Here is a 21,675-nt window from a genome sequence, read left to right as displayed (position 1 = left end):
AAATCCATGTACGGGAATGTTATTTAAAGATGTTATTGGCCAGGAAGATGTCAAACAGCGGTTAGTGGAAATGGTAGAGCATAACCGTTTAAGTCATGCTCTGTTGTTTTTAGGAAAAGAAGGAACCGGAGCCCTTCCCATGGCCCTGGCTTTTGCGCAATACCTCACTTGCCAGCAAACCACAATTCCTGATGAGGGCGGCTTGTTTGGAGCCCCAGAACCCCGGCGCCGTCCTTCGGATTCCTGCGGCGCCTGCCCTTCCTGTATAAAGGCTGAGCAACTGGCACATCCCGATATCCACTTTTCTTACCCGGTGATTACCAAAAAGTCGGGCACCCCTCCCATTAGTACCGACTATGCGGCGGAATGGCGGGAATTTATGAAAACCTACCCCTATGGCAATACTTATGACTGGCTGCAATTCATCGGGGCAGAGAACAAACAGGGTAATATTACCGCCCAGGAGTGTAACGACATCATTCGCAAACTGAACCTGAAAAGCTTTGAAAGTGGCTATAAGATCCTGGTGATGTGGATGCCGGAATACCTAGGCAAAGAGGGCAATAAGCTGCTGAAATTGATCGAAGAGCCACCTGCCAATACATTATTCATCCTGGTAGCAGAAAGCGAAAGCGAGATCCTTTCCACCATTCTCTCACGCTGCCAGCTGGTAAAGATACCCGCCATCGAGGCGGCTGCTGTGGAAGAAGCGCTGGTAAGCAGGAGCAACTGCGAACCCGAAACAGCCAAAAAGATCGCCAACATCAGCGAAGGCAACTACCGAGAAGCCCTGCACCTCGTGCAACACGCTGACGACGATTTCCATGGCCTGCTGCGCGAATGGTTGAACGCTACCCTGAAGAACCAGCCCATTGCCCAGGTAAAAGTGATTGATGACCTTTCCCGGCTAGGAAGGGAAAAACAAAAGCAGTTCCTGCGCTATTTCACCCACCTGCTGGAGCTGGCCATCCGCATGTGTGTGCTGAACGAGGAAGGCAGGGCAGCCCTGCTGTATGCCATGTCCGAGGGGGAACAGGACTTTGCCCAGCGCCTGAACAAGATCTGCAGTATCGAACAATTGGAAGTGATCGCAACCGAGTTGGACAAGGCCTCCTACTACATCGAAAGAAATGCCAATGGCCGCATTCTATTTCATGCCCTGACTATCAAGATCTTTTACATAGTCAGAAGCAATGTATTAATATCGCCCTAACTCATCAACTTCTCTGGAATAAAAAAAATATATTTGCAAACGCCTCAGCGTGAGGTGGTATTTTTATATAGAGGTTTTGGTCTGTGCAGACTGATTTTCAATAGCTTTCGAATACTCTTCATAAACAGGCAAGATTGCTTTTGCCAGAAAAGAGAGCTTGCATAGCATCTGTAAACAGCTTACTGCTTACAGGATTGCGCATGCCTGCAACAATTCTTAGCTATTCTGCCGCCACTTCCTCAAACATTTATTCATTTTAAATAACCAACAATAGTATGGGATGTGGAAGCTGTGGAACAGGAAAACCGGGAGGCTGTAAGAGTAACGGCAGTTGCGGCACCAATAGTTGTAACCGGATGAATGCATACGACTGGCTGGTCAACCTGCCCTTAAGCGATATGGAATCGGCCTGCCGCGTTGTGGAATTAAGTTTTAATAACGGTAGCCGTAAAGATTTTTACCGGAATAGTACCCTCCAGTTTTTCGAAAAAGGAGACCTGGTAACAGTAGAGGGTATGAATGGTTTTGACGTTGGCGAAATACAACTTACCGGGGAGATCGTTCGCCTGCAAATGAAAAAGAAAGGTGTTGATGAGTTCAACCCCGACATGAAAAAGGTACTGCGCCGCGCTGCCGACCGCGACCTGGAACTGTGGCGGCAAAACAAGGCCCGGGAAAAAGATGCCCTCATTCGCAGCCGCGCCATTGCCAGGCAATTGAAGCTTGAATTGAAAATGAGCGAAGTAGAGATCCAGGCTGATGGCAAAAAGGGAACTTTCTTTTATATAGCAGATGACAGGGTTGACTTCCGCGAACTGATCAAGATCTATGCTTCGGAATTCAAGCTGAAAGTGGAAATGAGGCAGATAGGTGCCCGCCAGGAAAGCGCCAAAGTGGGCGGTATTGGTAGCTGCGGACGTGAACTGTGCTGCGCAACCTTCTTAACGGACTTTAAATCGGTAAATACTGCTGCTGCCCGTTACCAGAACCTGTCCATCAACCAGACAAAGCTCAGTGGTCAGTGTGGCCGACTGAAGTGCTGCCTCAACTACGAGCTGGATACCTACCTGGATGCCTTACAGGGTTTCCCTGAAAACTGCGACATCCTGCAGGTAACCCGTGGCACGGCTACGTTGATCAAGAAAGACATTTTCAAAGACCTGATGTGGTATGTGCTGCCCGATAGCAGCAAGCTTTATCCCCTCACCATTGAAAGGGTCAGAAAGATAAAGGCACTGAATATGCAGAACACCATTCCAGATGAACTGGAAGCAGTGGAATTGGTGTCTTCCAAGCCTAAAGATGCTGAACCTGAATTCGTGGATGTGGTAGGACATATTTCCCTGAAAAGCCTGGAAAAATCAGACAAAAAGAGAAAGCAAAAGAGCCAGGGAGGCTTTGGCGGTCAGCAAAAACCAGGACAGCCGCAGCTGCAGCAAAAGCAGTTAAGTGGCCAGGCCCAGCAGGCTAAACCGGCTCCTCAGCAGCCGAGAGCAGCAGGCCAGCAATCCCAGCAAAGACCAGCTCCGCAACAACAAGGAGGCCCTCAACAGAAAACTGGTCCCCAGCAAAAGGCAACTCCACAGCAACAGAAACCCATGCCTCAGCAACAAAAGACTGCACCCCAGCAGAAAGGTGGTTTTCAGCAAAAGCAGGGTGGTGGACAAAGGCCAGCTCCTGGTGCACAACAGCAAGGAGGTGGTGCCAGGCAGCAACAGCCCAGGCCTCAGAACAGACCAGGCGGACAGGGCAACCAAGCTGGAAAAGATAATACCCAAGGCGGAAAAGAGTAATAAAACAAATAATATTATTTAATATCTATAAGGCACTTTCAAAAAAGTGCCTTTTTTAATGCCCTTTATAAGGATTTTTTAATTTCTTAATGATGAGTTAACAAAAAAGAAGTAATTTGAGGATTCCAATAAGCGGGAATAAGTATAAATTCAGATTGATCAAAAATAGTTGAGCTTAAAGAAGTAGTTTATTGATCAACTATTTAAATTTGATAGCCATTGATTGAACGGAAATCAGCCCCTTAGATCAATTACTAAAATTCAATGCTATGCGAAAACCTATATTCAGGTTGATAACAGTGGCGTCTCTTGGCCTTTTGCTTTTTTCCTTGTACCTCAATTTTGTGTACAAAGGTGATTCTTCCGAATTCACTCCTGTGAGAAAAAGCACCATAGATAGCACGATGTTAACGAAACCATAATCCGCTGCCTTTAGTCCGTACACTAAAAAGGATTTTTCAGAACCTTAATTACCTTCAAACCAGACCCATAATGAAGAAGCCTATTTTCGGACTAATGACCGTGGTGTCATTTTGCATTCTGCTATTTGCCTTATACCTCAACTTTATATATAAAGACGGCGATTCAGAATTTGCTCCCATCAAAAAAGTTACATCAGATAGTACCAAACAACATTCCTATTTAACCAGGAAGTAGTTCAGGTTTTTCAGCAACTCGGCAGGCTGTAGAGGCTTAGTAATGTAGTGGTCTATGCCAATTTCGCTACAACGCGCTTTAGCATTGGTGTAAAAGCCGGCTGTAAGAGCGATGATAGGAATATTGCTTTTCAGTTTTTTCCGGATATAGACAGCCGACTGAAAGCCATCCATATGTGGCAGATGCAGGTCCAAAAGCATCAAATCGTAGCCCCTATTATTCTCAAACATTTCTATAGCTTCCCTGCCATCACCGGCAATATCTACATGGATACCCTCCCTTTTCAGCAAATGGGCAATGGTAAGCTGGTTCAATTCATTGTCTTCAGCCACCAGCACCCTTTTACCAGCCAGGCCATTCTGTGAAGTTGTCGAAACCGTGGCGTGTTCCTCGTTTTGAACAACTTTATACTGGAGCAGGAATTTGAAATTAGTGCCTACGCCATACAAGCTATTGATCACAGACCTTCCTCCCTGCTGTTTTACCTGTATACGGGCCTCGGCCAGGCTGCGTTTGTACGAAAAAAGGGAAGATTTATCTTCGCTTGAAATGCCAGGCCCATTATCGGAAACCTCGAACTCCACAAGCACTTCGTCTCCTGCTTGCAGCAACCGTTTCATGGAAATGACAACCTTAGTAGCGCCCACAAAGCGGGCAGCTGCCTTTGTCAAAATACATATAACTGTTTGTAGTACCTGTTCATCGCCCACAAGCGTCAGGGGGGCAACCAGGTCGGTAACGAATTGAAGCTGAATCGAGTCCGCTTCCTTTTCAAAGGAATGCAAGGATTGTTGCACGGCCTCCTGCAACTTGAAGACATTTTTCGCAGGATCGGTTAGGTTCATGCTAGAACTGATCTAAAGTTATTCTTAGGGTTTAGACTTTCAGCCCGGTACCAACTTGTCCGCAACAGGAAAAAATATGAAGCTACGGTCAGCAAAACAACTTCCCGAATACGGCAGCGGGTATGGACATTGAGTACTGTAAAATTGTACTTATTTCTCATGTAAATAAAGTTAAAAGGGGAAAAACCGTGCAACATAAGCAATAACACTTATATTTTATTAAACATAAAAACAATAGAAGATAAAAGATCGAGGGGCGCAAGTAATTTCACAAATGATAATAAGTGCTTTGTCCTAAATAAACATATAGGAACTACCAACGGGCAACAAAAAACCGCTGTTCCCCAACAGCGGTTTTTTTAATGATTAGGAGCAAAGCTTCATCAATATAAGTAATTCAAGGCAGTTTTATCATTGTTATTAAACGGGCGGTCAGTAGTACTGCTCAAACAAGCCAGCATCCACGATTTTGCATCAGGGCCAGTTGGCGTACCCGGAATATGGTTAGCCCCTACTCCACCGTCTCCTTCATTACCACCGATACCACAACTGTAGCTGCGGTTCATATAATCAGTATGACGGAAACCAATGCAATGTCCAATTTCATGGGCCACGACTGTGGTCATAAAGCCGGCACTATAATTAATATATTTTCTAGAATATTTGACTTGACTATAGGGATCTCCGCTATTGGTGGGGAAGCCGGCCGAAGCAATATATTGCCCTGAATTCACGATCCTGATATCAATGTTACCACCGCTGGCAACGCGAGAAAAAGTGATCGTTAAGTTCAACGTATTGTAACGCGCAAGGGCTGCATTCACAGCATTAGAAAAACCACTGGGCACATCACCACTCACACTTACCGTAATGTTACGCTTGGTATTTACCCTGACAAGGTTATTGGTATTGTACTGCTCTTCCTGGGCGATGACCAGGCTGGGAGTGGCTGGCCGCACAGCACTTAAGTCGGCCTCTGTTAAAACAATATCGCCTTCCACAAGGTAGCCCTCATCAATCCTTTGCACTTCCGCAGTGCCAAATCCAAGGGCTGCAATTTTTGCAATCGTTTCACTGGAAACAGGTTCGGCAGGAGTGGCCACTTGTTTCGTGTCTTTCACACAGGCTACGAGGGAATAAGCCAGTAGGCATACCCCGGCAAATGACGAGATCCAATTTTTCATGTGTTTTTCAGATTTAAGGGTGATAAGAATTACAGTAATTCAATTTACATTTTTTTAACAAACCGGAGGCAAAAAAAATCTGACCGGTTCAAAGATGTACAACCTTGCAAAATGCCCCAAAACCACCTTTGGACATTATAGATTAAAAAACATGAAACGCAGCACAGGCAAGGGTTTTCATAATTATTTATGATCTTGATCATATTATTTGGACCCCAAATTGATTTCCGGGAGCTGTTTATCCTGTTTACTTTTGCTCCAGATCATTCACAATAACTTGTCATAACCCAACTGAACGCAAAACATTGTTCTGATTATTATTCCCGCTTGCCTCTACGTTTTGCTTGTCCGACCCGATTGCCCGCCTGACAGTAGATAAGTTATTAAAATGTATTTTATGAAAAAGATTTTATTCACCCTGATTCTTTCGATGGCATTCATTACAGCTTCATTTCATGCACAAGTGAAAAAGCTGGTGATCAGGGAAAACAAAGTGTGCAAGAATATTGACATGGCCATTTCGGCGAATAACAATTACAGTTCGAACGCTTATAAATACTGTGAAGCAAGAATTGACTACACAGTAATCAAGGTGAAAGGCGCTCATATAGATACACTGATGCAAAAGCAGTTTCTTCCTTTCAAACTGAAAGAGCTGCCATCATTTGCAAAGGAATTCAATGAGCAGATTGCTATCAAAGATGTATCAGAAAGAAAAGAGCAGATCTGGATCAGCTATACGGTTACTTACTCTTCAAAAGGAAGCGTGCTCTGTGTAAATCATGAACAACTGGTACCGAAAGGTGTTGAAGGAGATTCTATAAGAATACATATCTGATGATAGATGGTTGATGACAGTAGATACATCAATAATGAGTTTTTAGTTGTGGGTTTTATATATGAGTTAAAAATTGTGAATAGTAAAGAAAACAGGAGATGAGTGTGAGACGATAGATTGTTTGGTTGAAGTTTGAAGTTCAATGAGTGCGCGTGGATGAGTGATCAGTTAAGGGTAGCAATACTCCTGGCTGGTCACTCTTTGTGTTTATAGATACACAAGAATTGCTGAGGCTGAGCTTGGCAGTGAAAGGATTTAATAATCTCCAATTTTAACAAGAATTGCCGACCTTTATGCCTCACCAAATATCACCAGTTTAACTATGTCGAAATCAGGAGGAACTTTCAATAAAAAAGAACTGGAAAAGAAAAGAGCCCAACACCGCCAGGAAAAGGCGGAGAAAAGGGAAGAACGCCGGGCTCATGCACAAAAAGGCAAAAGCCTGAATGAGATGATGGCTTATCTTGATGAGAATGGAAATATTACATCCACACCTCCGGATCCCTCAAAAAAGAAGGTCATCAATTATGAAGAAATACAAATCAGCGTACCACAAAAAACGCACGAGGAACCTGAACATGATGTAAGAACAGGCGTGGTTGCTTTCTTCAACGAATCGAAGGGCTTTGGATTCATTAATGACCTGGAAACAGAGGAACGTGTGTTTGTGCATGTGCAACATTTGTCCGAGCCAATCAGGGAGAATGATAAGGTGACCTTCGAAGTGGAAATGAGTCATAAGGGAGCGAGCGCTTATAACGTGAAGAAAGTAACAGAGGTTTCGGATAACCAATAACGTTAGACACTTACCGGGGAAGGAGTCATAATATTGGTCAATAAAAAACCGCCCTGAGACCAAGGCGGTTGTCCATTTTTGATATAATAAACCCTTAAAAACTAAATCCGAGACCTACCTTAAATGAGCGGTTGTAGGAGTCGAAATTCTTGTTGGCATCTGCCTTTGACAATCCGTGATCATAGGAAGCTCTTATGTTAACTCCGTTGGCAAACTGGTAACCAAGTCCACCAGTAATACCAGCATCCCAACGATTCAATTGATCTGTTGCATCTATCGTTTTATTCAATACGTTAAAACCTAACACACCTGCAGTAGTACGCAGGTCAGCCTTTGCCAGGTAAGATACCTGAGGACCAGCAAACACTTCCAATCCACCAACGTTGGCTTTCAATAAAAGAGGCATATCAATATAGTGCGACTGCAATTGGGCCTTCGCATTCACGCCCAGGAATTCCATGTTCTTTAAATTCAGTTCGCCTCCCAGTTCATAACCCTTTTCGGCATAATAAACGCCCGGCTCTACCGAGAAAACGCCACCTACAGGAATGTTTGCATAAGCGCCTCCAAAGAAAGCTGTGCGCGGTTTGGTGGCGACCTTGCCATTTGTATAATCAAGGAGGCTATTAAGACTGCTCATCGCATCCCCCTTCATGGTAGAAGATGTAACACCAGCCCTAAGGCCAAATGAAGCTTTTGTCTGAGCCATTGCAAAGGTGGAAGCAACTATAGAAGCGAAGAGTAGAATTTGTTTTTTCATAAGTCATTAGAACGAGGTTTTTCAGTCGCTCTGTGTATAAGAAAGGATAGGATTGTTAAGGCTTAATAACATCGATGTAAGATTCTGTTAAAGGAACGGAGGGAAGGAAGATGATAGATGGTAGATGATATAATCAGTAATCAATAATTACATTTGTTGCATCATGGACAAAAAGAAGGTTGATATTGTAAACGAAGTGTTAGAGGATTGCATTATGGCTTATCCAGTTTCTTCATTCATCATTAGCCTTTATAAACAATACAACCAGAGAGGCAGCCTCAGTAAGAAACAATTACAAGGCTTATACGGCAAAGCATCCAAAGCCGAAAACATTTCACCCGCCAAACTGGCTACATTGGAAGCCCTCATCAACAAGATGCCCACACGTTACAAATCAGAAGCACCGCCGCCCAAACCACTCTATGAAAAAGAAGAAACCAATGGCCAACTGATTGACGCCATCCTGGCCAAGTATCCCCAGCATAAAAGAGTGCTTTTCCTCAAGATGAAATACGACAAAAACGAACCTCTCTCCTCCCAGGATGTTGCCGACCTTAAGAGGTTTGCCCAACTCCTGAAATAGATCCCCAACGCCAAACTCATCCCCTTCTATTCATACGTCATCCTATGTTTGTAATGTATTTGAAGGGGAGCGCTCACCTTTTAACTTTCCCTTTTTAATCCCCCATTCCATTCTTCCATCACATAGCTAGACCATCCGCCTATATCAGACTGGCGTATTTATTGCCTTTATTCCAGCGGCGATGTTCTTTGGAATGTATGAACAGAAAAACAACGATATTGACATGAAACGAATCCTATTGATCCTTGGGCTATTTGTTGCTACCCTAGCAGGCGCCCAAAAGGTAAACCAGTGCGGCATTATTGTCCCTCCCCCTTCTACACGCTCCTCCTTTAGCTCTGTATACGAGGCGAAGCAATACATCAGCACCATGCTCGATCGCATCAACTGGCAGGAGAACTTCTCACTGCGCGAACAGAATGGCATCAACAATGCCTATGCGACCATCCTGCAGGGCAGGCGCTATATTATTTACGACAACAACTTCCTCGAGAACCTGGACAGCTACGCCGGTACCAAGTGGGCATCCATCAGCGTGCTGGCGCACGAGATGGGGCACCATTACCGCAACCATGTGATCAGCAGTAGTGGCAGTACGCCTCCAAAGGAAATAGAGGCCGATTATTTCTCGGGTTATGTAATGGCCAAGCTGGGTGCCACCCTCAACGAAGCCAGGGCCGCTATGGAGCAGATCGCTTCTCCCATGGCCAGCGCTTCGCACCCTGCCAAGGCGGACCGCCTTACGGCGATCACCCAAGGCTGGAACTATGCCAATGGTATATCGAACGAAACGAAACCGGCACCGCCCGCACCACAGCCGCAGCAAAACCCGCCTCCGGCCACCAACGATGCCAGCTGGATCTACCTGTCGCTCTACAGCAACCAGGAAATGACTGTCTACCTGTCCGACAATGGCAGGGATTTCACGGAAGCGCCGTTAAAGACAGACCAGCCTTTCGTGTTCAAGTTTGAAGTGTACAACTACGGCTGGCTCAGGTTTAGCAACAGCAGTAATGCAAGAAGCTACAAGTTGTACCATGGCAAGGACTATGCGATTGTCTGGAGCAGGCGGTCTAATAATTGGACGGTGGTGGAGGTGCCGTGAGGCTGTAGCGGACTTTCTGCCTGCGGTCTTTGACCTTGGTGACTACGCCCTCTTCGAGGAGTGTTTCGAGCAGTTCAGCCGTTTCCAGGGTGAGCTCTGCTACACCATCCTCTGCGGCAATTCCTTGCCTTTCCATGATCTCCATGGCCACTTCGTCTGGTGAGCCCTTCCTGAGTATGGAAAGGACGTGTATTACTTTATCCTGCAACGGCATCTGTTCCATGTTGATTTCCTCTGGCATTGCTTCCTGTTTTTCGTATCCTGCTTCAAAAGTCATTCCGGCTATGGTGTCGGCAAGTTGGGGCTGGCAACAAATTTATAGTGGTCATTGATAGGCAGGAGAGAGTGGGTCTAAAAGAGCAAAAGACCGGTTTTATTGCCTGACATAGTAACGGACCAATGTGCTGGTAACGCCCCTGTTGTTCCCGGTGATACTCAATTCAAGATTCTTTCCATCATATTTCCTGATCGTATACAGTTCACTACCTAGTTTGAGTGTGTTGGCACCGAGCAAAGACCACGCACTAACTATATTCCCGGCACCACAGGAATTACCGGCATCGACAGCAGTATACGTACGACTAACGCTCAAAATGATCTGGTCATCCTTTGCACAATCATTCAGGTAATCATTCGTCACGTCTTTTTCTGACGAACTGCCTTCCTGGTATGTCATCTTGCTAAACTGGTAAGTTCCCGCCAGTTCCTTAACAGTAGGCGCGGAATCATCTTTTTTACAAGAGGTAACCAACAACACCAATGCGGATGCAAGAAGAAGAAAATACTTTCCCATAGATAGTACGGTTGACCTGGTAAACATGAATTGTGATATAAGGATCAATTATTTTAAGCCAACAGGCTCATCAAAAGTACAATCCGGGATTTATTATTCATAGCGGCAGAAGGAAGTTTATGAAAAAGGAGCCATAAAGACTCCTTTTCCATTACAATAACAAATATGACCTATTGCTTTACATAGTACATGATCATTGAAGTGGTAACCCCGGAAACAGTTTCAGAAATCACCAATTCCAGGTTTTTACCATCAAATTTCCTGATTGTAAAAGTTTCACCATCCAGCACAATGGTGGTGGTGTTTGTTAAAGACCAGGTGCCCTGGTAGTTGCCATAACCACAAGAAACGCCAGCGTCAACTTCAACTAAACTTTACAATTGTTTTGGTAAAAAATAATAGTGATACAATGTTAAACCAATTTATACTAACAGGATATGATAAACGAAAAATCAGGTGTTTACCATTAGCCTGGCTTATGGATGGTGAATGGGGGGAGGGAAGATGATGGATGATAAAAGGGATATGGAGATTTCGGATTTGGGATTTCGGATTTCAGAGGAGGGAAGGGGTACCAGGTTGCGTGTGATGGGTGGTCTGAAAAATGCAGTAGATGTTTATAGCGATCGTATTTCAATTATCGTAATTAAAAACATTTGTTATGGGCTTACTATTCAGGATCATCCTCATGGCCGTAGCTGCCTTCTTAACGGCCCGACTCTTACCCGGTGTTACGATAGACAGTGCCGTAACAGCGATACTTGTTGCACTGGTACTGGCTTTACTCAATGCTTTTTTGAAGCCTATCTTGGTGGTTCTCACCATTCCAATTACCATCATCACCTTGGGACTGTTTCTTCTTGTGATTGACATGCTGATCGTGCTGCTGGCAGCCCGGATCGTTCCCGGCTTCAGCGTGGAGGGGTGGATTACAGCGTTGTTGTTCGCATTGATCATGACGCTGATTACTTATTTTCTGGACATGGTATTGTGAATTGTTATGATCGATGTTTGAATTGAGAAGGTGTCAATTTATGAGACGTTAAGTACATAGCTGCCAGGGAAAGAAAAAAGAGTAATTTTAGTACATGGATCAATGGGTAGAGCAACATGTTCCGAAAATACAAGAATTGATGCGCAGATATGGCGTTGAAAGGGCTTACCTATTTGGTAGTGCTGCCAAAGGTACAATGACGGAGAGCAGTGATGTGGACTTCATCATCAGGTTTCCTGCGCATATGCATTATGAATCCTATGCCAATAACTACTTTGCATTAGCGCAGGCTTTAGAAGAGTTGCTGAAGAAAGATGTTGAACTTGTCACTGAAAGAACTCTTCAAAATCCTTATCTACTTCAAAACATCAATCAACACAAGGTTCAACTCCTATGAGTCTTGAAACAAATTACCATCACCTCGGCGAGACAGATCGTGGATCTTCGCAATAGAGTTATTCACTCGTATGATACTGTAGATGATGTTATCATCTGGAAAGTATTAATCACAGACCTACCTGTATTATTATCTGAAGTGCAACAATTATTGAATGAAAGTGGAGGGTACTAAAATCTGTTTCCTGCACTAAGTATAGTTGAAGTAAGCTTGAGCTACCCTTCAATTATACTACAGGTATACTTTAGGTATACTCTAGGTATACTTTAAGTATGCTTAAGGTATACTTAAGCAACGAAAGATGAATGTGGTTCCGGTGGACAAAAGCGGACAAATGCGGTCACTTCCGGTCAAAACGGCCAACCTATTTGCTAAATTTATTAGCATACTCTAATCTTGTATCACGGTTCGCGAAAAGAAGAAAACAGCGCTGTATACGGTTAGGCATAACCGCTTTAAGCAACCTCATTTTAAACACTTAAAACTTTTATTACAATGGCTAGACAAAGAGGAGTTATTAAACTTGAAGGCACTATCGATGACCTTACTTTTTACAAAACTAAAGACGGTTATATGGCAAAAGAAAACCCCAAACTTTCGGCCGACCGTATTGCAACAGATCCGGCCTTTGTCCGTACCCGCGAAAACGGAGCTGAATTTGGCAGGGCAGGTAAAGCTACAACGCTGCTTCATACAGCTTTCCGTGCACAATTGCTAAGCGTTAAGGACCAACGCATGTACAGTCGCTTATTGAAGCAAATGATGAAGGTGATCAAAGCTGATACAACCAGCATCCGTGGTATGCGTAATGTGCTAGATGGTGACGTAGAGTTGCTGCAAGGTTTCGATTTTAATGACAACAACAGGCTGGCTTCGACCTTATATGCACCTTATGAAGCTACGATCAACAGAGCTACAGGACAATTCACTACCAGCCTGGCTGCTTTTGTGCCGGCGCAAATGATATTGGCTCCCAGCGGTGCTACACATTTCCGGATCAATGCGCTGGCAGCTGAAATCGACTTTGTAAATGGCAGTTATACCGCTGACAATAAAGCGACTGCCACACTGCCCCTGGACAACGTGCTTACAGCAGCTATTTCCCTGGAAAGCACGTTAACACCAGGAAGTACACACCCTCTGTTCCTGGCAGTCGGTATCGAGTTCCTGCAATCCGTGAACGGAGAGTTTTACCAATTGAAGAATGGCGGCTATAATGCGTTGGGGTTGGTGAAAGTGGAAGGAGCGTAGGGAATCCGCCTGAGGCGGACACGTGACGAATGGAGGGAGGGATTTCGGATGGTGAAAGACAGACGATAGAGGACAGAGGGGAGATTAGAACCTCCCTCCTATTCACAACTTTCTTGAACAATCGTAATTGAATTAGTAAACAATTAAACTTAACATCATGAACATCTTAGATAGAATTATAGCTCCGACACCGAAGTTCTTTAAGAAAGTGCGGACAGTGGGATTGGTATTGGCAGCAGTTAGTGCATCCATCTTAGCGGCTCCGGTGGCATTACCGGCTGTAGTGATGCAGGTGGCGGGTTATCTCGCAGTAGCGGGCAGTGTAGCTACAGCAGTAAGCCAAGTGGCAACGATGGCAGAAAATCCGGAACCTAAAACTGAAGGAGATGGAAACTAACTTTTCACCGGGCGTGTATACGCTTACCGGGACGGTTGGAGGAACACTGTTTGTACTGCTGATCCAGATTGGCAGTGGTGAGATCCTGAAGACTACCGTGCTGGCGGCAATTGGCGCGGTGGTGAGTTATCTAGTTTCCTGGGGATTGAAGTTCCTGGTTAAGCGATTGAAGCGGAAACGCTGAAGAAAGAGGCGAAAGCCTCTTTCTCGGTGAATGGAGAATCGCTGGATTGATGAATGACGAATTAGGAGATGAGGTTGAAGGTTGAAAGGTGTAGTGGGAAGGGAAAGGGTGAGCGTGCGAAGAAGGATCATTCTGTAATAAAGGAGCATAAACAGGAATAAGGAGGAATAGTTGGGAACAGGTGAGCGTAGTTGTTACTAATTGGACTTTACAGGGAAATGTTTGGTATAACCTGGTACAACAGGTCTTAAAGAGGAAACGGGGTAAGAGCGATGGATCATCTTTGATGTATAAACAAAAAACAATTTTTATGATACAGCAAACTATAACACAACAACATGAAATAAGAGCTGAAGTCAGTCTGAACCTGATGGTTCGCGCTGCATGGAATTTTGCCTATACAGCTTTGTGGGCGCATAACCTTTTTTCTTCGCAGGAGAAAGAGAGGGCCCAAAACGCCATCCGACAATACCTATTACAGTGCACCGACAGGGAAAGGGCTTATTACTGCTTTTGTGAGCGCGTTTTACTGGCCAGAGAGTATGTTAGACAGGGCAATCACCGGTATATTCCACTGCCTTCACACTGGCTGGATCGCAACAATCCGAATGGCTTTGCCGGTACGGAAGCTTGGTTGGATCAAATGCTAGACAGGCGCTCTTCACTTCCGCTGTACAGGTGGGAATGGAAAGCGCTGGCAGAAGCGGTACTGGAAATGGCCAGGGATGATTCAGACAAGACCTTCTGGTATTGGAAGATCTATTTCTTGGAAAGAGGGGAAGGATTACTTTGGGAGTTGTTTTTGGAGATTGTGGCGAATATGCAATATGGAAGAGCGTAGTTAATAAATCACATCATAACAAGCTAATCGAGTATATATGGCGAAGACGAGGATTATATTGTATACGAAAGATGTTATCATCATTACGGGAAAAAGTGACCGGACAGCGAGAAGGATGATCGCGGCGATCAGGAAGAAGTTTCATAAGGATAAGGATGCACTGGTGAGCGTAGATGACTTTTGCAGTTTTACGGGATTGAAGGAGGAGCAGGTGAGGGAGATATTGCGGAATTGAGATTTCAGTTTCGAGGCGGAGAGTCGTGGATTGTGGCAGCGGGTTGCCAGTAGCTGGTTACGGGAAAGAGGTAATCAGTTACTGGCAATTTTTGTTTTGTGCCGGTTGGGTTGTTTATTGATCATGAGGCGTCATATTTCTCCTTTGATCCTGTATGGCATACCCAGTTTGTTGAAGATGATCTCTACCTGTGCCACGGTGAAAAAACGGCCTCGCTTTTCGCCTATATCATCGGTAAAAGGTTTCATCCATTTGATGAGGGTTTTGTCGCAAACCCCGTATATCTGTGCCAATTCCTTTGTTGAATAAGGTCTTACTTCGGCTACTTCTTTGAAACTCATGTTTGTTCTTTTTGTTGCTAGGGTTAAGAATACAGTTCTATAAATTCATCTACGTGTAGACAGAGGATGGTGGCTAGTTCCAGGGTACCCAATCCCGTTTTTGCGCGATAGGAAGTGATCCACTGCTTCATCAGAGAGGGCTTCTCTACGGGCACATCTAGCTCCACAGGCTCGCGCCTCCTGATGCCGGCTGCATTGAACTGCTGCAGCAGGTAACGCTTCTGGTTGGGCGAAAGGAAACCCAGGTCGTCGGCCCGGTAGAGGAGCGAGATCATGGATACCTTCCACTTCTTTTTCAGGCTGCCCAGGATGGGCAGGGTAATGCCGCCTTCAAAGTCTTTCCTGATGTGCTCTGCCGGCATCAGCCATTCGGCAGCAAAGGCGTTTGCTTCATGACTGAGGTCGTGATCCGGAGATAGCTCGCTTCCTGCATGCATCACCAGTCCACCCAGTTCATAGGCAAGGGAGAAACGCAGCTTGTCGCCCAGCAACGCATTGTTGATGAAGATGACCGGATAATCGTCATCTGTGTGCATGCTGCGGCTATCCACCCGGTCGGTGCCAAAGTTGAAAGGAACAACGGGAATGCCCTGGGCCTCCAGCAGGCGGGTAAGATTGTCGATCACAGGGTTGGTGATACCCCACAGTTTTCTTAGCTGGGTAGCTGCTTCTGCGGGCGTGCAACGGGCCAGGTCTGGCAGATTTGGCGCTGCAATGCTTAAGGCCCTTGTGAAGAACTGCACATGCCGCCGGTGGATGTTGGCCTGTGCATGGATCGGCGTTAACAGCTTTTGGGCCACATGATGGCGCTTGCGGAAGGTAAAGTTCTCGGGAACAGGTATCCCCTGCTGGTGGAAGAAATGCGGAGGATAGCCAGTCGCATCTGCAATCGCCTCCACGGAGCCATCGCTGATGCCGATATCGCCCCTTTCAATTTTACTGAGGTTGGTGGCCGACATGCCAATGCGCTCTGCCAGCTCGTTTTGGGCCAGGCCTCTTGCCTCCCTTGCCAGTACAATCATCGCTATGTTAACGCCATCTTTGGTCATAGTATCTTCTGTTGTTTTCCTTTCGTTCTGCAAAATAGCGAAAAATATGTCAATTACTATATTTTTTAGCAAAAAGCAGCATCCTTTCTATCCCCAAAAAAAGATCAGAAAATATTTTTAAAAAGTTTTGGCAGGAATGAAAAACTCTCTATTTTTGCACTCCCAAAACGGGAAACACACTCCTCCTTAGCTCAGTTGGTTAGAGCATCTGACTGTTAATCAGAGGGTCGCTGGTTCAAGTCCAGCAGGGGGAGCCAAAGTAGACAAGTCGGCAATTTTGCCGGCTTTTTTATTTCCGGCTTGTTTGAAAACCTTGTCCATACTGGATATATCTTGACTATTGCACCTTATGACTTTACAAAGGAACCTAAACCCGTAAAAGAATTTTAAACTCCGTATACTCGCCCTCTAGCGTGTTCACCTTTAACTCTCCGCTGTGCCCTTTGGTAATGATGTCGTAGCTCAACGACAATCCCAAACCGGTGCCTTCTCCAGTGGGTTTGGTGGTGAAGAAAGGCTGAAAGATTTTGTCTGCGGCTTTCTGCGGAATACCCGTACCGTTGTCTTTTACGCATATCTCCACCTTGCCATCAACTTTTTTAGTCGTCACCGACACCAGAGGCTCATAGGTTTCCTTCAGCTGTTTCTTTTTCTCGTTTACCGCGTAAAAGGCATTGTTGAACAGATTGAGCAACACGCTACCTATGTCCTGCGGTACTGCGTTTACTTTCCCGATACTGCTGTCATAGTTGGTTTGCAATACGGCGTTAAACTCTTTGTCCTTTGCTCTGATTCCGCGATACGTTAGGCGCAGGTACTCGTCACAAAGGACGTTAATGTCGGTAGATTGTTTTTCGCCGGTGCTTACCCGTGAATGTTGCAACATGCTTTTCACAATACCATCGGCTCGCTTGCCGTGGTGAACTACTTTATCCAAATTACTTACCACGTTGTTTGCAATAGCTTTCGCTTCCGCTGCATTGCCTTTGTCAATTTCCTGTTTTATTTCCTCCACTAGTTCCTTACTCACCTCCGAGAAGTTGTTGACGAAGTTGAGCGGGTTTTGTATTTCGTGCGCTACACCCGCCGTCAGTTCCCCCAACGACGCCATCTTCTCTCGTTGTATCAACTGCTCCTGCGTAGCCTTCAATTCTTGTAATGCTTCATCGGTTTTCACTTTTTGTTGTTGCAGTAATGCATAGGCTTTTTGCCGGTGACGAATGTTGCGCCACAGCAGCAGGGCTATGACTAAAAGCGTAAAGCTGACACCCAACACGGCGCTGTAGCGCAAGCGGTTTCGGTAGCGGGTTTGTTGAGCGATAACATCCTGCTGCCGCTGTTGTTCCTGGAAGGCCAGGTTTTGTACGGCGCGGGTCTTTTCTTGATTGAAAAGGCTATCTTTCAGCGCAAGGGTGAGGTTGAGGTACTTTAATGCACTGTCGGTTTTGTTTTCGGCTTGGTACAGTTTTGCCAGCGCGGTGGAGGCTTGCAACAATCCGGTGGGATACACTCGGGCCCAATCCAATTGCACGGCTTTGCGGGCGTAGTAAACGGCCGAGTCCGTTTTGCCTAAGCGGTTGTAAACGTTGGCCATGCCGTTATAAACGTCCAGCAAGTCTGCTTGTGCGTAGTTTCGTTCGGCAATGGGCATGGCTTTTCTGTAATACTCCATGGCCCTGTCGTAACTACCTTTTTGAGCGTAAGCATTGCCCAGAGGAATGATGGCACTCGTCCAGCGCGGCTGTTTTTTGTAACTCATTTGCAGGTACTTGACGGCCGAATCCGGTTTCCCTACCTTTTCGTAAACCCAACCCAACGAGCCCCATAGCCAGCCGCCTTGAATTACCTCGGGTGCGTGCACTTGCCCGTAGGCAAGGGCTTTGTATAAATACTTTAATCCATTGGTGTAATCGCCTTGGCTCCCGTAAATCATACCTATATTATGCAAAGCGTCCGTTGTCCATCCTTCATCCTTCAATTGTTCAAAGGAGGCCAGTGCCTTAAAGGCATAATTCAACGCCTGCGGGTAATAGCCCAGCGTGTTGAGGGCCAATGCCATGTTTCGCTGTGCGTGGGCAATGCCCCATTGATAGTTCAGCCTTTGGGCGAGCCGCATGGCTGGCTGCGCATACATCACCGCCGTATCGGCGTACGACCAGAGGTAATTTTGAGCCTGGGCGATGAGCAGCTTCACTTTATGGGTATCCTCGCGGGCTTTTAGCAATTCTTGCTTTACACTATCAATCAACTTGTTTTGAGCAGGTGCAGCCATTGCAAAAGGAAGGAGCGGCAAAATCAGCAGGTACTTTCTCATAGCACCAACGGTTAAACGGGCGGAGTGATAACATAAATATACCGAAAATAAATTTATGTGAGGATAAGGCAAGTTGCTGACTCAGTACGTTTCCCGTTTGCAAACACACCCCGTGGTTACACAACTATGAAAATCATATTCAAAATTCCTCTATTTTCGCACTCCCAAAACGGGAAATTCCTCCTTAGCTCAGTTGGTTAGAGCATCTGACTGTTAATCAGAGGGTCGCTGGTTCAAGTCCAGCAGGGGGAGCGAAGAGGTCGGCAAACGCCGGCCTTTTTTGTTGTTTATACATGTGCGACCAAGATAATTTTGACGACAGTGTCGTCAAAATATGTTCACCCGGGAAAAACTCATAAAAGCGTAGCATTCTGTATAGGTTGCGGTAACAATACTTATTTAATTTTATAATCATTACAGAATACCTAAAAAGCAAATGCACCCGACTTTTACAACTAACCACAAAAAACATATGAAGACAAGACAGCATTTTTTTAAAAATATATTCGTCTGCCTTTTACTGGCCAATCAAAGTATACAGGCTCAGGTCATATCAAACATTCCGGAACCCAAAAAGGATATTAGAAAACCCGTAGATACTTCCTGGAACCAGCTTTTGGCAGGAGACAAACTGTTGCCAACTGGTCATTTGCTGAACCCGGCAGGGCAAAGCCTTAGCTTAACAACAGGAACCAGGGTATTGAACCTGGAACTCGCTCATCAAAAGAATATACTCATTGCAAAAACCAACAAGCAGCTGTCTTTGATTGATGCAAAAGATTTTAAAACACTTGGCCATTTCGAATATCTTGATAAGGAGTCTGGCTCAATGAATGGCCTTGCAGTGGATAGCAACGATTCTACAATTTATTTTACCGGGCTGCAAAAGAATTTATATGTTGGAAATGTGAGCAGCTCCGGAACATTTACGTTGACAAAGAAAATCGACCTGTCGGTTAATAATAAAAAAACAAACCCCTTAGGAATTGGCTTATGCAATAATAATATCGCCTTTGTAGCCCTTGCCATCGCAAACGAGATTGCTGTTGTTGACCTTTCAAAAGGCAACTTTTTAAGCAGGATCCCTGTAGGCGTTTGTCCCTATGCAGTAATCATCAGTAAAGACAAAAAGTTGGCATTCGTGAGCAATTTCGGGGGACCGCATCCTGGAAAAGGAGACAGGACAGAAAAGTCAGCCGGAACAGATGTTGCAGTGGATGAACGCTCTGTGGCATTGCGTGGGTCTGTTACCGTTATTGATGTTCAGTCAAGAAAAAAGATTGCAGAGATTGTTACCCGCATCCACCCGGAGTCAATGGTTTTATCTCCTGACGGTAAATTATTGTATGTGACTGATGATAGTGGCGATGGCATCAGCGTGATCGATGCAAAGACCTTCAAAGTCGTACATACCATCAATACCAAGCCGGATCCTTCTCTTCCCTATGGTAGCCTCACAACAGCACTGGCATTTAGCTCCGACGGAAAAACATTATTGGCTGCCAATGCCGGCAATAATTCAATTGCACTCATCGATCCTAAACACCCACAGAAAGGCCCTTATGGCTTTATTGCAGCAGGCGGCTTTCCGGGAACTATAGGCGTTGCCGGGAATAATTTATTTATTGGAAACGTGACTGCTTTGAAAGGGGAAGTGCAAAAAGTTGTTCTTCCCGGCAATAAAGCTGAATTAGACAGGTATACATCAGAAGCCAGGAAAGGATTTCATTTTATAGAATTGCTAAGGGCACAGGCTGGGGCCAATTCAAACGCTCAACCGAAACCGATCCCTGCTAATCCCGGCGAACCCTCTTCAATAAAACACGTAGTCTATATCATTAAAGAGAATAAAAAATTTGACCAGGTGCTGGGTGATATTGGAAAAGGCAACTGCGATCCCAAATTGGTTGAATTTGGAAAAGAGACAACGCCCAACCAGCATGAATTGGCCAAACAATTTGTGCTCCTCGACAATTACTATTGTAATGGTGTCAATTCCAGCGACGGGCACCAATGGGCAATCCAGGGCATCACTACACCCTATCATGAAAAAGATTTTTCAAATGGGCATTGTGCCTATGATTTTGGCACGGATCCACTGTCTTATGCCGGTTGTGGTTTCATTTGGGATCACCTGCTGCGTAAAGGCATTTCATTCAGAAATTTTGGAGAAACAGACCTTGCTGAAATAACAAAAGGAAAGACCTGGACCGATGTATATAATTCATGGAAAAATAAAAACGATTCTGCTCAGTACAAATGCGTGTACGCAATGAAAAACCTGGAAAAGTACAGTGACCTGCGTTTCCCTGGCTGGAACATGAATATTACAGACCAGGTCAGGGCCGATGCATTCATCAATGCGCTGAAGGAATACGAAGCAGCAGGCAGTCTGCCTGAATTCATCATCATTTATTTACCCAATGACCATACCAGTGGATATAGTGAGCATTCGCCCACGCCCCGAGCCTATGTAGCAGATAATGATTGGGCCACAGGCAGAGTGGTGGAAGCGCTTTCGAAAAGTTCCTTCTGGAAGGATATGGCTATATTCATCAATGAAGATGATCCTCAAAGCGGCACAGACCATGTAGATGGGCATCGTTCCATATGTATGGTGGCAGGTCCTCATGTAAAGCGTGGCACGCTCATCAGTAAGTTTTACAATCAATCATCAGTGCTGCATACCATTTGCCAGATCTTCGGCGTACAGCCCATGAACCAGTTGGTGGCAGCGGCTCCGTTAATGACAGAGTGCTTTCAGCAGAGCCCGGATTATACAGCATATAATTTCCTGGTGCCATCAGTTCCCATCAACGAAATGAATCCCGCCAAGGAAATGATCAAGAATAAAACCACCGCCAGGCTGGCTCCCCTGACCCAGAGAATGGATTTCTCCAGGCCGGATCTGATTGATAGGGACGCCTTGTTATTTAGTGAGTATGTGTGGTCTACCATACATGGTGACAAACCTTTTCCCAAACAGTACTTCGGCGCACATGGAAAGGGCTTAAAAGCCCTCGGTCTGAAAATAGACCCCAGGTTCAAGGAAGATGATGATTAGGCAACTCAATTGTCGCATCAGTGATACGACAATTCGCTGGT

The 21,675-nt window shown here is 45.3% G+C and carries 24 protein-coding genes and 2 tRNA genes; 18 read left to right on the top strand and 8 right to left on the bottom strand.

What is annotated here, in order from left to right; translation table 11 throughout:
- Positions 1–16 precede the first annotated feature (16 nt).
- Positions 17–1,213, top strand: coding sequence for a DNA polymerase III subunit (locus OCK74_RS21065; protein WP_279299065.1), 1,197 nt, complete (start codon positions 17–19; stop codon positions 1,211–1,213).
- A 275-nt stretch (positions 1,214–1,488) separates the two neighbouring features.
- The gene (locus OCK74_RS21060) at positions 1,489–3,006 is read left to right on the top strand and encodes a regulatory iron-sulfur-containing complex subunit RicT (RefSeq protein ID WP_279299064.1); all 1,518 of its coding nucleotides are present in this window, start codon (positions 1,489–1,491) and stop codon (positions 3,004–3,006) included.
- 638 nt (positions 3,007–3,644) lie between these two features.
- Here the strand turns inward: OCK74_RS21060 and OCK74_RS21055 are convergent.
- Positions 3,645–4,508 carry a response regulator gene (locus tag OCK74_RS21055; protein WP_279299063.1) on the bottom strand — a complete coding sequence of 288 codons (864 nt, stop codon included), beginning with the start codon at positions 4,506–4,508 and terminating at the stop codon, positions 3,645–3,647.
- Positions 4,509–4,891: 383 nt separating this feature from the next.
- Positions 4,892–5,692, bottom strand: coding sequence for a M57 family metalloprotease (locus OCK74_RS21050; protein WP_279299062.1), 801 nt, complete (start codon positions 5,690–5,692; stop codon positions 4,892–4,894).
- Positions 5,693–6,089: 397 nt separating this feature from the next.
- Between OCK74_RS21050 and OCK74_RS21045 the strand changes: the two genes are divergently transcribed.
- Together OCK74_RS21045 and OCK74_RS21040 are read left to right on the top strand one after the other, a co-directional pair.
- Entirely contained in the window at positions 6,090–6,530 is a 441-nt protein-coding gene (locus tag OCK74_RS21045; protein WP_279299061.1) for a hypothetical protein, read from the top strand.
- 322 nt (positions 6,531–6,852) lie between these two features.
- Positions 6,853–7,326 (top strand): cold-shock protein, encoded by a 474-nt coding sequence (locus OCK74_RS21040; RefSeq protein ID WP_279299060.1) that lies wholly within the window; start codon positions 6,853–6,855, stop codon positions 7,324–7,326.
- Between the two features lie 94 nt (positions 7,327–7,420).
- Here the strand turns inward: OCK74_RS21040 and OCK74_RS21035 are convergent, their stop codons facing one another.
- Entirely contained in the window at positions 7,421–8,086 is a 666-nt protein-coding gene (locus OCK74_RS21035; protein ID WP_279299059.1) for a porin family protein, read from the bottom strand.
- 163 nt (positions 8,087–8,249) lie between these two features.
- On the opposite strand from OCK74_RS21035, the gene OCK74_RS21030 reads away from it, so the two are divergent.
- A complete protein-coding gene (locus OCK74_RS21030) occupies positions 8,250–8,669 on the top strand; it encodes a hypothetical protein (RefSeq protein WP_279299058.1) in 420 nt (139 codons plus the stop codon).
- A 223-nt stretch (positions 8,670–8,892) separates the two neighbouring features.
- Positions 8,893–9,774: a M48 family metalloprotease gene (locus OCK74_RS21025; protein WP_279299057.1), complete on the top strand. Its 882-nt coding sequence runs from the start codon at positions 8,893–8,895 to the stop codon at positions 9,772–9,774.
- On the opposite strand, the gene OCK74_RS21020 is transcribed toward OCK74_RS21025, so the two are convergent.
- Together OCK74_RS21020 and OCK74_RS21015 are read right to left on the bottom strand one after the other, a co-directional pair.
- Positions 9,743–10,051 (bottom strand): hypothetical protein, encoded by a 309-nt coding sequence (locus OCK74_RS21020; protein ID WP_279299056.1) that lies wholly within the window; start codon positions 10,049–10,051, stop codon positions 9,743–9,745. The genes OCK74_RS21025 and OCK74_RS21020 overlap by 32 nt on opposite strands.
- A gap of 96 nt (positions 10,052–10,147) precedes the next feature.
- Positions 10,148–10,567, bottom strand: a complete 420-nt coding sequence (locus OCK74_RS21015; protein ID WP_279299055.1) for a hypothetical protein — start codon at positions 10,565–10,567, stop codon at positions 10,148–10,150.
- Positions 10,568–10,756: 189 nt separating this feature from the next.
- Between OCK74_RS21015 and OCK74_RS21010 the strand changes: the two genes are divergently transcribed.
- The 9 genes from OCK74_RS21010 to OCK74_RS20970 all read left to right on the top strand — a co-directional run bounded on the left by OCK74_RS21010 (position 10,757) and on the right by OCK74_RS20970 (position 14,866).
- The gene (locus tag OCK74_RS21010; RefSeq protein ID WP_279299054.1) at positions 10,757–10,897 is read left to right on the top strand and encodes a hypothetical protein; all 141 of its coding nucleotides are present in this window, start codon (positions 10,757–10,759) and stop codon (positions 10,895–10,897) included.
- Positions 10,898–11,228: 331 nt separating this feature from the next.
- Entirely contained in the window at positions 11,229–11,561 is a 333-nt protein-coding gene (locus OCK74_RS21005) for a phage holin family protein (protein ID WP_341483208.1), read from the top strand.
- Positions 11,562–11,655: 94 nt separating this feature from the next.
- The gene (locus OCK74_RS21000) at positions 11,656–11,958 is read left to right on the top strand and encodes a nucleotidyltransferase family protein (RefSeq protein ID WP_279299053.1); all 303 of its coding nucleotides are present in this window, start codon (positions 11,656–11,658) and stop codon (positions 11,956–11,958) included.
- Positions 11,959–11,961: 3 nt separating this feature from the next.
- A complete protein-coding gene (locus OCK74_RS20995; RefSeq protein ID WP_279299052.1) occupies positions 11,962–12,132 on the top strand; it encodes a HepT-like ribonuclease domain-containing protein in 171 nt (56 codons plus the stop codon).
- A 321-nt stretch (positions 12,133–12,453) separates the two neighbouring features.
- Positions 12,454–13,209 carry a hypothetical protein gene (locus OCK74_RS20990; RefSeq protein ID WP_279299051.1) on the top strand — a complete coding sequence of 252 codons (756 nt, stop codon included), beginning with the start codon at positions 12,454–12,456 and terminating at the stop codon, positions 13,207–13,209.
- Positions 13,210–13,366: 157 nt separating this feature from the next.
- Entirely contained in the window at positions 13,367–13,606 is a 240-nt protein-coding gene (locus tag OCK74_RS20985; protein ID WP_279299050.1) for a hypothetical protein, read from the top strand.
- Entirely contained in the window at positions 13,596–13,790 is a 195-nt protein-coding gene (locus OCK74_RS20980; RefSeq protein WP_279299049.1) for a hypothetical protein, read from the top strand. Before OCK74_RS20985 ends, OCK74_RS20980 begins: the two co-directional genes overlap by 11 nt.
- Before the next feature lie 310 nt (positions 13,791–14,100).
- A complete protein-coding gene (locus OCK74_RS20975) occupies positions 14,101–14,631 on the top strand; it encodes a hypothetical protein (RefSeq protein WP_279299048.1) in 531 nt (176 codons plus the stop codon).
- 37 nt (positions 14,632–14,668) lie between these two features.
- The gene (locus tag OCK74_RS20970) at positions 14,669–14,866 is read left to right on the top strand and encodes a hypothetical protein (RefSeq protein WP_279299047.1); all 198 of its coding nucleotides are present in this window, start codon (positions 14,669–14,671) and stop codon (positions 14,864–14,866) included.
- 131 nt (positions 14,867–14,997) lie between these two features.
- Here the strand turns inward: OCK74_RS20970 and OCK74_RS20965 are convergent, their stop codons facing one another.
- Positions 14,998–15,207, bottom strand: coding sequence for a hypothetical protein (locus tag OCK74_RS20965; RefSeq protein WP_279299046.1), 210 nt, complete (start codon positions 15,205–15,207; stop codon positions 14,998–15,000).
- A 23-nt stretch (positions 15,208–15,230) separates the two neighbouring features.
- On the bottom strand, positions 15,231–16,256 hold the full coding sequence (locus OCK74_RS20960; protein ID WP_279299045.1) for a helix-turn-helix domain-containing protein: 1,026 nt from the start codon (positions 16,254–16,256) through the stop codon (positions 15,231–15,233).
- A 180-nt stretch (positions 16,257–16,436) separates the two neighbouring features.
- Between OCK74_RS20960 and OCK74_RS20955 the strand changes: the two genes are divergently transcribed.
- Positions 16,437–16,513: transfer RNA gene (locus tag OCK74_RS20955), tRNA-Asn, on the top strand.
- Between the two features lie 110 nt (positions 16,514–16,623).
- Here OCK74_RS20955 and OCK74_RS20950 read toward each other — a convergent pair.
- Positions 16,624–18,570 carry a tetratricopeptide repeat protein gene (locus OCK74_RS20950; RefSeq protein WP_279299044.1) on the bottom strand — a complete coding sequence of 649 codons (1,947 nt, stop codon included), beginning with the start codon at positions 18,568–18,570 and terminating at the stop codon, positions 16,624–16,626.
- 178 nt (positions 18,571–18,748) lie between these two features.
- Here OCK74_RS20950 and OCK74_RS20945 point away from each other — a divergent pair.
- Together OCK74_RS20945 and OCK74_RS20940 are read left to right on the top strand one after the other, a co-directional pair.
- Positions 18,749–18,822 (top strand) — tRNA-Asn (locus tag OCK74_RS20945).
- A 220-nt stretch (positions 18,823–19,042) separates the two neighbouring features.
- Complete coding sequence (locus tag OCK74_RS20940; protein ID WP_279299043.1) at positions 19,043–21,634, top strand: bifunctional YncE family protein/alkaline phosphatase family protein; 2,592 nt, start codon at positions 19,043–19,045, stop codon at positions 21,632–21,634.
- The last annotated feature ends 41 nt before the right edge of the window (positions 21,635–21,675 follow it).

Source organism: Paraflavisolibacter caeni (assembly GCF_025628885.1).
In the GTDB taxonomy this organism is placed as follows: domain Bacteria; phylum Bacteroidota; class Bacteroidia; order Chitinophagales; family Chitinophagaceae; genus Flavisolibacter; species Flavisolibacter caeni.
Note: the sequence above shows the minus strand (reverse complement) of the source record. Positions and strands in the feature narration are given on the sequence as shown.